10 protein-coding genes are annotated in these 10,940 nt (G+C 65.8%); 7 read left to right on the top strand and 3 right to left on the bottom strand.

Annotated elements, in window-relative coordinates; genetic code table 11:
• Positions 1 to 126: 126 nt before the first annotated feature.
• Together H5397_RS16390 and H5397_RS16385 are read right to left on the bottom strand one after the other, a co-directional pair.
• Positions 127 to 1,035 carry a carbohydrate kinase gene (locus H5397_RS16390; RefSeq protein ID WP_182818762.1) on the bottom strand — a complete coding sequence of 303 codons (909 nt, stop codon included), beginning with the start codon at positions 1,033 to 1,035 and terminating at the stop codon, positions 127 to 129.
• A 62-nt stretch (positions 1,036 to 1,097) separates the two neighbouring features.
• Positions 1,098 to 2,117, bottom strand: a complete 1,020-nt coding sequence (locus H5397_RS16385; protein WP_182818763.1) for a LacI family DNA-binding transcriptional regulator — start codon at positions 2,115 to 2,117, stop codon at positions 1,098 to 1,100.
• Between the two features lie 174 nt (positions 2,118 to 2,291).
• Between H5397_RS16385 and H5397_RS16380 the strand changes: the two genes are divergently transcribed.
• The 5 genes from H5397_RS16380 to H5397_RS16360 all read left to right on the top strand — a co-directional run bounded on the left by H5397_RS16380 (position 2,292) and on the right by H5397_RS16360 (position 7,171).
• Positions 2,292 to 3,599, top strand: coding sequence for a sugar ABC transporter substrate-binding protein (locus H5397_RS16380; RefSeq protein WP_182818760.1), 1,308 nt, complete (start codon positions 2,292 to 2,294; stop codon positions 3,597 to 3,599).
• 57 nt (positions 3,600 to 3,656) lie between these two features.
• The gene (locus H5397_RS16375; RefSeq protein WP_182818759.1) at positions 3,657 to 4,589 is read left to right on the top strand and encodes a carbohydrate ABC transporter permease; all 933 of its coding nucleotides are present in this window, start codon (positions 3,657 to 3,659) and stop codon (positions 4,587 to 4,589) included.
• The gene (locus tag H5397_RS16370) at positions 4,586 to 5,503 is read left to right on the top strand and encodes a carbohydrate ABC transporter permease (RefSeq protein WP_182818758.1); all 918 of its coding nucleotides are present in this window, start codon (positions 4,586 to 4,588) and stop codon (positions 5,501 to 5,503) included. The genes H5397_RS16375 and H5397_RS16370 overlap by 4 nt, the downstream gene beginning before the upstream one ends.
• Position 5,504: 1 nt before the next feature.
• Complete coding sequence (locus H5397_RS16365) at positions 5,505 to 6,488, top strand: family 43 glycosylhydrolase (RefSeq protein WP_182818756.1); 984 nt, start codon at positions 5,505 to 5,507, stop codon at positions 6,486 to 6,488.
• Positions 6,489 to 6,676: 188 nt separating this feature from the next.
• Entirely contained in the window at positions 6,677 to 7,171 is a 495-nt protein-coding gene (locus H5397_RS16360; RefSeq protein WP_182818755.1) for a hypothetical protein, read from the top strand.
• Between the two features lie 301 nt (positions 7,172 to 7,472).
• Here H5397_RS16360 and H5397_RS16355 read toward each other — a convergent pair.
• Positions 7,473 to 8,623 (bottom strand): IS3 family transposase gene (locus H5397_RS16355; RefSeq protein ID WP_182818752.1). Its coding sequence is split into 2 segments (ribosomal slippage): positions 7,473 to 8,353 and positions 8,353 to 8,623, totalling 1,152 coding nucleotides; the frame shifts between segments, so codons are not numbered across the junction.
• Between the two features lie 590 nt (positions 8,624 to 9,213).
• Between H5397_RS16355 and H5397_RS16350 the strand changes: the two genes are divergently transcribed.
• Positions 9,214 to 9,732 carry a hypothetical protein gene (locus H5397_RS16350; RefSeq protein ID WP_182818751.1) on the top strand — a complete coding sequence of 173 codons (519 nt, stop codon included), beginning with the start codon at positions 9,214 to 9,216 and terminating at the stop codon, positions 9,730 to 9,732.
• A gap of 446 nt (positions 9,733 to 10,178) precedes the next feature.
• Positions 10,179 to 10,766 carry a GNAT family N-acetyltransferase gene (locus H5397_RS16345; RefSeq protein ID WP_131170278.1) on the top strand — a complete coding sequence of 196 codons (588 nt, stop codon included), beginning with the start codon at positions 10,179 to 10,181 and terminating at the stop codon, positions 10,764 to 10,766.
• Positions 10,767 to 10,940 lie beyond the last annotated feature (174 nt).

Raw genomic sequence — 10,940 nt, 5'->3', positions numbered from 1 at the left:
ACCTCCCGGTCACCGTCGGCATCAACGGCTCCATCACGGCCCACACCTCGTCAGAGATCTCCTGTCGCGTCACCGTTCAAGACTCACCCACCGAGGAGCGAAACCTCTTGATCAACACGGCCTAGGTCAGGCTGGTGCGGCGCTGGCAAGTTCCTCACGGGTGGGCGGGTTGGCGCCGACGCGTCCCACGGTGATGGCCGCCGCGGCCGTTGCGTGGCGAAGTAGTGCTTCGATGCTCGCCGGTGTGAGCATCGCGCGGGGATCGTCGCCCAGGTCGAGAAATCCCGCCAAGAGGGCTGCCATGAAGGAGTCCCCGGCGCCGACTGTGTCGGCGACCACCACGGGCGGTGCGGGGACCGTGACCAGACCGTTCGCATGTGCCGCGAGAGCGCCGCTAGAGCCACGAGTGACCACCACTAGGGCTGGGCCCAGTTGGCGCCATGCTTCGGCCGAGGCCTCGATGGGCCTTTCGGGGTACAACCAGACCATGTCCTCGTCGGAGGCTTTCACGACGTCGCTCAACGCCACGAAGGCTTCCACCTTGGCTCGTGCAGCGGCGGTGTCCGGGGTGATCGACGGTCGGCAGTTGGGGTCGAAACTGATCAGGGCGCCGTGGGTGCGGGTGCTCTGGATCGCCTCCAGTACGGTGTCCGCCCCTGGGGGCAGTAGCGTGGCGATCGATCCTGTGTGTACGGCACGGGCGCCCTCCAACGCTGCGGGCAGCCATTCTGGGAGTGGGGGCAGTTCCCACACCAACTCGAACTCGTATGACGCTGACCCGGTCGCGTCGAGTGTCGCAATCGCGGCACTCGACGGGTGGCGGTCGGGTGGCAGCAGGCAGCGAACTGTGTTGGCGCGGAGATGGTCGCTGATGAGCGATCCGTATTCGTCGTGGCCGAGGCGCCCCACAAAGCTGACGTCGTGGCCCAGCCGAGCCAGCCCCACCGCGACGTTCAGCGGACTGCCGCCGACATGCGGGGTGCCGTTCACCACGTCGACGAGCGCCTCCCCGACCACCATCACCGAGTTCTGCATGTCCTGCTCCTGTCGTTCTGCTCCGCCATCACCGGGGCTGTCCAGGCCGCGGCCTCTGGCTGTCACTGCTGTCGGTCTGCGACCGACTCACGCTCGCGGAGGGGCATGGGCACTTGGAGATGTCCCACAGGCTTCCCCGTCAGAAGCATGTCCATGGCTGCCCTTCCCATTTCCTCGTAGGGGATCCGGACGGTCGTCAGACCTGGGTGGACGTAGGTCGCGATGACGTCATCGTCGAAGGATGCGATCGAGATGTCTGTGGGGATCCGTAGTCCGCGCTCCCAAATGGCCTGGTAAGCCCCGAATGCGAGGCGGTCGTTCATGGCGATGATGGCGGTGAGGTCGAGGCCTTGGTCCAGGAGGGCGAGCATGCCGCGGTAGCCCTTCTCGGGTTCCCAGTCCTCCTCGAAGTGGCGCGCCATGAAGGTGAGGTCCGCTTCTGCCATGGCTAATTCGATGCCCGTGAAGCGGTCGCCGATGGAGACCGACAGGCGTCGGTCGCGGCGCAGGGCGTCGGCGTCGCCGAGGAGGGCGATCCGCTCGTGTCCTCGTTCGATCAGGTGGTTCGCCACGTCCCGGCCGGCCGTGATCTCGTCTCGCAGGACCGAGGCGTGGCCACCGGTCGAGGCGCCGTTGAGCACCACCACGGGGAGGTCCCCGACTTCGGCGGGGATGTCGATCTCCTTCGATCCCATCAGGGCGAAGATGAGCCCGTCCGGCCTGCGGTCGAGCATGGCGCGGACGGCCCGGTTGATGCGCTTTGGATCGTTGCCCGCCTCCGCCATCAGGACGGTGTGGTCGCGGGCCTCCGCGCCATCCAGGGCGCCGCGGATCATGGCCGATGCGTAGCGGGTGACGGTCACATCGTCGGAGATGAACCCCACGGTGCGGGTCTTGCCCACACGAAGGCTTCGGGCTGCGGGGTTGGGCCGGTAGTCGAGTTCGCGGGCGGCCGCCCGAATGCGTTCCTGAGCGTCTGCAGAGAGTCGGGAGCCCTCGCGGTTGTTCAGCACGAGGCTGACGGCCGTGACGGACATTCCAGCCCGCTCGGCCACGTCGGCCAACGTTGCGCGCTTTCCCATCCCGACCCTCTCGTCCCGGCAGGGCGCGCGTGCCCCACCGATGCCCATCGTGCCCTGTCGAAAGGATTTAGCCAACCCGTTGACCGTCGGCACGGGACGTGTTACCTTCTGAGTGCTAAATCCTTTTAGCGCCGACGCAAAGGCTGCGGCGGCGAGGACTTTCGGAGGATCATCGTGACCACAGGCATCATCAAGAAGGTGGCCGCTGCGGGCGTCGCGGCCGCGCTCTCGGTTTCGCTCGGCGCCTGCGCCAAGGGCGGTTCCAGCACCACCAATCAGGGCACGTCGGCCAACGGCACCACGGAGCTGGCGATGTGGACCCACAACGCTGGCAACGAGGAGGAGCTCGGGGCCATCACCGCCATCGTGGACGACTTCAACGCCAGCCAGACGAAGTACAAGGTCAACATCCAGGCGTTCCCTCAGGACTCCTACAACCAGTCGGTGGTGGCTGCCGCTGCCTCCAAGAAGCTCCCCTGCATCCTCGACACCGATGGCCCCAACGTGCCCAACTGGGCGTGGGCCGGCTACCTCGCTCCCCTCGAGGGGCTCGATGACACCCTCGGCAAGTTCCTGCCCTCCACGGTCGGCAAGTACAAGGACCAGAACTACTCCTACGGCTACTACGACGTGGCCCTGGCGATGTTCTCCCGCAAGTCCGTCCTGGAGAAGCACGGCATCCGGATCCCGACCGTCGACCAGCCGTGGACCCAGGCCGAGTTCGACGGTGCCCTGAAGAAGCTGAAGGACTCCGGCGAGTACGCCTACCCCCTCGACATCGCCACGGGCTCGACCGGCGAGTGGTGGCCGTACGCCTACTCGCCCATGCTGCAGAGCTTCGGCGGTGATCTGATCGACCGCACCGACTTCAAGTCCGCCGACGGCGTCCTCAACGGGCCCGAGGCGGTGGCGTGGGCCACGTGGTTCCGTAGCCTGGTCACCAACGAGTGGGTCGCGGCCAAGAGCGGCGCAGACTCCACCAAGGACTTCGTCAACGGCCAGTCGGCCATCCTCTACAACGGCTCGTGGTCGGCCAAGGACGCCCGCGCGGCCTTCGGCGACGACCTGGTCGTCCTGCCCCCGCCGGACCTGGGCCACGGCCCCAAGATCGGCGGCGGTTCGTGGCAGTGGGCCGTGTCCTCCAGCTGCTCGGCGCCGGAGGGAGCGATGGAGTACATGAAGTTCGCCGCCCAGGACAAGTACGTCGCCTCGGTGGCCGAGGCCACACGCACCATCCCGGCCACTGACGCGGCTGCCAACCAGGTGGAGGCCTTCAAGCCGGGCGGGGAGGACGACATCTTCCGCCAGTTCGCCAAGGAGTTCGCAGTCGTGCGGCCGGAGACCCCCGGCTACCCCTTCATCGCGACCGAGTTCGCCAAGACCGCCCAGGACATCATCAACGGCGCTGACCCCCAGCAGGCGCTGGACCAGGCGGTCCTGAACATCGACGCCAACCAGCAGTCCAACAACTACTTCGAGTGACGAACGGAGGGTGGCGCCGCACGTGCGGCGCCACCCATCCTCGAGGAGGAACTCCCCATGCCGCCTGCAGTGACGCCCGACCGGGCCGCCGCCCGGAACCCGAGATCCCGAACCACGCTCGGCCACCAACCCGTGACCGTCGCCTGGCTGATGCTCGTCCCGGCCATCATCCTCATGGTCACCTTCCTGATCATCCCCATCATCCTGACCTTCGGGCTGGCCTTCACCAACGCCCGACTGATCTCTCCCGAGCCGGCGCGCTTCATCGGGCTGGACAACTTCACCCGCCTGTTCGCCAGCCCCACCTTCTGGCGCTCCCTGCAGAACACGGTGGTATTCGCGCTGGTCATCGTTCCCGTGCAGTCCGCCATCGCGCTCGGGCTCGCACTGCTGATCAACGCCAAGGTGCGCGGGGTCAACTTCTTCCGCACCGTGTACTTCCTACCCGTGGTCACCTCCATGGTCGTCGTGTCCATGCTCTGGATGTTCATGTACCAGCCGAACGGCCTCATCAACGTGCTGCTCGCCAAGATCGGCATCGACGGACCGGACTGGCTCGGGGACCCCCGGACCGCCCTGTTCGCGATCATCGTGCTGTCCATCTGGCAGGCCGTCGGAATGCACATGGTCATCTGGCTGTCGGGGCTGCAGACCATCCCCGGGGAACTCTACGAAGCAGCCGCCCTCGATGGTGCCGGACCGTGGCGGCAGTTCCTCCACGTCACCTGGCCCGGGTTGCGCCAAACCGCCACATTCATTCTGATCACCATCACGATCGCCGCGTTCTCGCTGTTCACCCAGGTCAACATCATGACCCAGGGCGGACCGTTGGACTCCACCTCGACCGTCGTATTCCAAGCCGTCAGGACCGGATTCCAGCAGCAGCAGACCGGTTACGCCTCTGCGATCTCGCTGGTCTTCTTCGCCATTGTGCTGGTCGTCTCCCTCATTCAGCGCTACCTCACCCGTGACAAGGAGGCCCGGCGATGAGCACCATCAAGCACACTCCCAAGGCCAAGGTGCCCCCCGCAGCGGCCGCCGCCCACAACCACCCCGTCGCCCGAGCCGCCGTGGCGCTGGGACGCGTCCTCCTCGCGCTCATCTTCGGGCTGCCGCTGGTCTTCATGATCGTCTCCAGCTTCAAGCCCGACAACCAGATCTTCGCTGACCTGGCCTCGATCAACGCCTTCCTGCCGGTGGGTGACCTCACCCTGGAGAACTACCTAGGTGTGTTCGACCGAGTTCCCTTCGCACGGTTCATGCTCAACTCCATCATCGTGTCGGTCCTCACCGTCGGACTGGGCCTCCTGGTCAACTCCATGGCCGCCTTCGCCCTGTCCCGCATAGAGTTCCGCGGCCAGAAGATCATCCTCACCGTCATCCTGGCCACGCTCATCGTCCCCTTCGAGACGATGGCGCTACCCCTGCTGTGGTGGAGCAACCAACTCCCCTGGATCGACGCCAACGGGCTGTCGCAAGGCTGGCTGGACACCTACCAGATCCAGATCGTGCCATTCATCGCCAACGCCTTCTCGATCTACCTCTTCTACCAGTACTTCGACTCGATCCCGCGCGAACTCGACGAGGCCGCCCGCGTCGACGGCGCCAACTGGTTCCGCATCTACCGAAGCGTGGTCATGCCTCTGGCCGGCCCCGCCGTCGCCACCGTAGCCATCCTCACGTTCCTGCCCGCGTGGAACTCCTACCTGTGGCCCCTCATGGTGGTGCAGAGCGAGGAACTCCGCCCCGCCATGGTCGGCATCGACTACTTCAAGCAACTCAACGTGTCATGGGGCCAGATCATGGCCTACGCCACCATCATCACCGCGCCCGTGCTCGCCCTGTTCATCTCGTTCCAGCGCGCGTTCATCAGCTCCATCGCGAGCTCCGGAGTAAAGGGCTGACATGCTGCGACTCGACGACTCCTGGGTGTGGGACTTCTGGACCGCCGACGACGGCGAGCTCTACCACCTCTTCTTCCTCCATGCACCCCGGTCCCTCGGCAACCCCGACGACCGCCACTACAACGCATCCATCGGGCACGCCGTGTCCACCGACCTCACCAACTGGCGCCGGCTCGACGACGCCGTGACCCGAAGCGATGCGCCCGCCTTCGACGACCTCGCCACCTGGACCGGCAGCATCGTGCAGCACCCTGATGGAACTTGGTACCTCTACTACACCGGCACCACCCTCCACGACGGCGCCAACGTCCAATCGATCGGCTACGCCACATCGCCAGACCTGACCACCTGGACCAAAGCGCCCGGACCTGTCCTCGAGGCTGACCCCCGCTGGTACGAGAAACTCGCCGACGGCCAATGGCACGACGAGGCATTCCGCGACCCATGGGTCCTGCCCGACCCCGACGGCAACGGCTGGCACCTACTCGCCACCGCCCGGGCCAACCACGGACCCGCGGACGACCGAGGGGTGGTCGCCCACGCCTGGTCACCCGACCTCCACACCTGGGAACTCCGCCCACCCCTCTCCGAACCAGGGCAGGGCTTCGGACAGCTTGAGGTCGTCCAGCCCGTCAACCTCGACGGACAGTGGTACCTCATCTTCAACTGCCTAGCTTCCGACGTCTCCCACAGCAGAAGGGCGACCGGCACCAGCGGCGGCGTCTGGGCCGCCCGCGCTGACGGGCCCCTCGGCCCCTACGACATCGCCGATGCCCAGCAGCTCACCGACAGCCAGCTGTACGTCGGGAAGGTGGTGACCGAACGAACCACCGGGAGCCCCATGTTCCTGGCCTTCCGCAACGATGGCCCCGACGGCTTCGTCGGCGAGATAACCGACCCCGTGCACCTCACCACACGCGACGATGCCGTCATGGCTGCATCAGAACCAATCCAAGGCTGGATCGCAGCAAGACAGCACACGTGACTCCCGCGTGACGTCGAAGCCCCCTTGCAATGGGCTCGGTAGCCAGCAGACCCGTACCACGGCTAGCCGTGGTACGGGTTTCCGCATCTGCCGCGGCTGGTGCTTGCGGGTCGGACCGTGGCCAGGCCGGCGCATACAGTCGACGACAGCGCCGGACGGCGAACCGATGTCCCGGGAAAGAGCAAGGCATGACCCCAGCAATGAACTCCACGCGGCGCCTGAGCGCGAGGGCCGTCGCGCTCATCGGAACGGGGGCGGTGGTTGCTTACGCGCTGCTCGCCGCGGTCCAGATCCTCGTGTGGAATCCGCAGGCTGCAGTCCCCGGCGTCGGTCTCGACCAGATATACGCGGACGTGGCCGCGACTGGCGAATCCATGGCTGCCGGGATGGTCATTGCCTTCCTGGCGGTCGGGCCCCTGCTGGCGATCGCGCTGCTAGTCGGCGCCTGGAGGCGGCCCGAGGGGCGGGCCAGTGTGGTGGGGGTCCCGTTCCTGGTTCTGCTGGCTTTGGGAGCCCCAGCCTATTTCTGGGCGAACTTCGGTCCGGGCATGGCCTTGGCCGACACGTTCTTCGTTAGTGGGGGTGATCATTCACCGTGGTCTGCCCCGTTGTGCGTGACGAGCGGCCTCGCTGTCCTTGCCCTCGTTGGGCACGTGGTGTGGAACCGCTCGAGCCGTCAGTAGGAACCCAGAAGGGCGGGGTGAGAACGTCCGCTTCTGCCGCCGTCAGCGCGGTCGGTCGTGCCGAGAGTCGGACGTTCACAGATGCCCTCTGCGTACGTCCGCGAGTGCCTGCACGGTCATGGCCCCATTGGGGACGCTGTGGTCGACGGTCTGGGGCTGACTCACTTGCGGATGACCGACCTGTTCAAACAGGAGTCACGTGCCGTATGTTGGCCCAACCACTCCGGCGCGCCGGCTAGCACGTCAGGCACCCGACCCGCGATATTGTCCCCCCGTGTCTGGACCACGTGGGCCGCCCCCGTCATTCGGTCCGGACGGTGTGTGAGTCGTCGGTTTCGATTTGATGGGTGCATTGCCGAGCGTACTCGGCTGGGGGCAGGTAGCCGAGCGAGGAGTGCCGGCGGTGATGGTTGTACTCGTCCTTCCAGTCGCCGATCACGACCTGTGCGTGCAGTAGCGAGTAGAAGCTGTTGATGTTGAGACACTCGTCGCGGATCCGGCTGTTGAATGACTCGACGTACCCGTTGCGCCAGGGCGAGCCCGGCGGGATGTAGGACAGGCCGGTGCGGGTGCCGGCCCAGTCGGCCATCGCCTCGCTGATGAACTCCGGCCCGTTGTCCGACCTGAGCACCGCCGGGGCGCCCCGGGCGGCGACGAGGTCCTCGAGGTGGGCGGTGAGCCGGTCCGCGGTAATCGAGCGCTCCACGAGGCCGCCGATGCACTCCCGGGTGTGCTCGTCGACGATCGAGCAGATCTTGATCGGTCGTCCGTGCTCGTCGGCGTCGAACTGGAAGTCGACCGCCCACACCACGTTCGGCGCGTCCGCCGTCGGCGCGTCGACGGTCGAAGACCCGACGCGCTTGCGTCGCCGCCGCTGCGGGACCCGGAGCCCCTCGTCACGCCACAGGCGTTGGACCTTCTTGTGGTTCACCACCCAGCCCTCGGCGCGCGCATCGTGATACGCCCGTCGATACCCGTAGCGGGGATGGTCCTTCGCCCAGGCGCGCAGCCACTCCCGCAGCGCCCGGTCTGGGTCCGCGACCGTGTCGGCGTTGAGCGGGCGTCGGTACGCGGAGCGGGACAGCCCGACCAGACGGCACGCCATCCGTTCACTCACCTGCAGTGTCCTGATCAGGTGCGCGACGGCGGCACGGCGCCTGCCCGGGCCTAGAAGTTTCCCTCAGCCAGCTCCTTGAGCGCGGCCTTCTCCAGCTCCGCTTCGGCGAGCAGCCGCTTCAACGTGGCGTTCTGCTTCTCGAGCTCCTTGAGGCGCTTCGCGTCGTCGGCCTTGAGTCCGCCGTATTGGTTCCGCCACCGGTAGTACGTCTGCTCGGACACCCCGAGCTCTCGGCACACCGCCGCGACATCCTGCCCGTCGGCGAGCATCCTGTCGGCCTGCCCGAGCTTGCGGACGACCTGCTCCGGAGTGTGACGCTTCCTACTGTTCGTCATGATCTGACCAGTCTCCCTGCCCGCCACCGCGGGCAACAGGACGACTCGCATAACGACCGGACCTACGAAACGGGGTCAGCCCACACGGTTGCGCCGGACCAAAGACTCCTACTTCGGCCCAGACTAGGCGCCACGTAGGGTCTCATCGCGCAGTGCCGCCTTCCCGAGAGTTCAACTTGAAGCCATTCTCGCTAACTAGCTGAATGTGCCTACACCTTGGATTGTGAACAGCCGCTTTGGACGGATGGGAGACGTCGGCGTCCGGGGACAACTGAGACCAGAACTGAGACCGCAGGCGGCATGGGGTCACGTCCAAGAGCGGGGGCGCCTGACCGTCTCATCGCGAAGGACTCCCGGTCCGTACGAATCACCCTTGACTAGGCGTTGCATGCGTTCCAGATGGCCGCCCGCTCCTCGTGTTCCGCGGGCGCGGTACCACGGGGGCGCCAGGACTTGGGCACGACTTCGGCTGTTGTCCGATTTGCCAAGCGGAGTCCGATGGACGCAGTGTAAGAGGTGCTGGTCGCCGAGTGATTGACGTTTGCTAGGATCTCCGCTGGACGACGGTGTGCGCAGAGCAGGGGGAAGAAATGGGCGACGACTACATGTCGCGGTGGCAGGCCCACAAGGCGAACGAGAATGCCAACAATGGCCAACAGCTGGAAGACGCGGTGCGCCTCGAACGCCTCGTGCAGGAGCTATCTTCGCACTTGCTCCGCGAAATACCGCGTGCCCTGAAACATTCCGGGATTCCCGCTTCCTCCTTCCCGCGCCGCGTGGGGATGTTGGGCCTGCAGACACCCTCACCGGGCTGGAGGGTTGGCTACTTTCGTAACACATTGGGCCCTGATGTAATCCATTGGCTTACCAGCGACGAGAGGTTCCTGTCCATCACCCTTGCCACGAGCCCGAAGTCGGAAACCATGGACGTTCTCCAGCTCCCCCGCGTTCTCCTCGGAAGTGATGTGCAATACCTCTTCCACGACGAGGCCAAGGGCTATTACACGTCTTGGATTAGGCACGGCGACCTCACCGTGCCCCAGAAGAGCTGGTTGGCGGACTACATGCTACAAATGCTGAAGGATGCCGAACGCTTCGCCCGCAACTGACCTGTTTCAGCTCAAATGTCGCATTTCGCGGCTGTGATCCCCTACCAATACTTGATCGCTTCAACGACGATCTCGACAAGATCCACTATCGGGCCGCGAGGACGGTCGGCGCGCCCGCAGAGCGTGCAGGGCGCCGATGTACTGCACTGGTCAATCCGAGTTGCAGGTAAGCATCGACAAGGTGATCGAGGCACAGGACGCCCTCGACTTCACCAAAGCCGCGCTCTTGGAGTTCCATCATCCTTTGCTTCGCACCGCCCACATGCCCATCCTGACACCGAGGGCAGGTTCGGGCGACTCAGAGCGCGGCATGCGGCAACCTCCTTGTCCAGGTCGGCCTCTCTCCGGCGCGGTGCTCCCTCGATGGGTGCTTGCATTTCACTCACATGCCGCCGCGGGGGCGCGGCATGGCAGCCAGAGCTCGCGCGATCCGGTAGGTGTTGACCATGCAATTCCTCACGCCGACGACTCTCACCGGGCACCTTGTTTCCCTTGAACCGCTCGATGACGTGCACATCGAGGGACTGCGCGCCGCAGTGCAGGACGGCCACATCAACGACCTGTGGTACACCTCCGCACCCGCCCCCGAGACGGTGGCGGCCGACGTCAAGGCCAAACGTGACCTGGCTGAGCGCGGACTTATGCTCCCGTTCGCCCTCCGCCGGCTCGCCGACGGCCAGCTTGTCGGCGTGACGACCTACTGCCATCCGCTCCCTACGGTCCCGGCGGTGGAGATCGGCTACACGTGGCAGGCGGCGTCGGCCCACCGCACCGGAACGAACACGGAGGCGAAGCTGCTGATGCTCGCCCACGCGTTCGAGCAGTGGGGCTGCCGGCGGGTGTGTTTCCGGGCGACCTGGTTCAACCATCCGTCGCGGCGGGCGATCGAGCGGCTGGGGGCGGTGTTCGAGGGACGCATCCGCAACGACCGGATCATGCGCACCGGTGAAGTGACCGACACGGCGCAGTATTCGATCACCGACGGTGACTGGCCCGCAGTCCGCCGACACTTGGACCATCTCCTCGCGAAGTAGCTCGGCGGGACTCGCAGGGACGAATTGGGTGGTTGGCCACCATCCTCCCCGAGTTCCGCAGTTGGTGGGCATTCGGGCGGGTCTGAGCGAGCATCGATGCTTGTCAACGCGATTCGGTGGTTCCGGAACGGCTGAAAACGGTGGGCACACGAATTGTCGTGTCGGGCTTGTGTC

Source organism: Propioniciclava sp. MC1683 (assembly GCF_014164675.1).
In the GTDB taxonomy this organism is placed as follows: domain Bacteria; phylum Actinomycetota; class Actinomycetes; order Propionibacteriales; family Propionibacteriaceae; genus Propioniciclava.
Note: the sequence above shows the minus strand (reverse complement) of the source record. Positions and strands in the feature narration are given on the sequence as shown.

Excerpts from the sequence above, each read along its gene's own strand:
- H5397_RS16390 (WP_182818762.1), bottom strand. The coding sequence starts at position 1,035 with ATGCAGAACTCGGTGATGGTGGTCGGGGAGGCGCTCGTCGACGTGGTG.
- H5397_RS16385 (WP_182818763.1), bottom strand. The coding sequence starts at position 2,117 with ATGGGAAAGCGCGCAACGTTGGCCGACGTGGCCGAGCGGGCTGGAATG.
- H5397_RS16375 (WP_182818759.1), top strand. The coding sequence starts at position 3,657 with ATGCCGCCTGCAGTGACGCCCGACCGGGCCGCCGCCCGGAACCCGAGA.
- H5397_RS16370 (WP_182818758.1), top strand. The coding sequence starts at position 4,586 with ATGAGCACCATCAAGCACACTCCCAAGGCCAAGGTGCCCCCCGCAGCG.
- H5397_RS16365 (WP_182818756.1), top strand. The coding sequence starts at position 5,505 with ATGCTGCGACTCGACGACTCCTGGGTGTGGGACTTCTGGACCGCCGAC.
- H5397_RS16360 (WP_182818755.1), top strand. The coding sequence starts at position 6,677 with ATGACCCCAGCAATGAACTCCACGCGGCGCCTGAGCGCGAGGGCCGTC.
- H5397_RS16350 (WP_182818751.1), top strand. The coding sequence starts at position 9,214 with ATGGGCGACGACTACATGTCGCGGTGGCAGGCCCACAAGGCGAACGAG.
- H5397_RS16345 (WP_131170278.1), top strand. The coding sequence starts at position 10,179 with ATGCAATTCCTCACGCCGACGACTCTCACCGGGCACCTTGTTTCCCTT.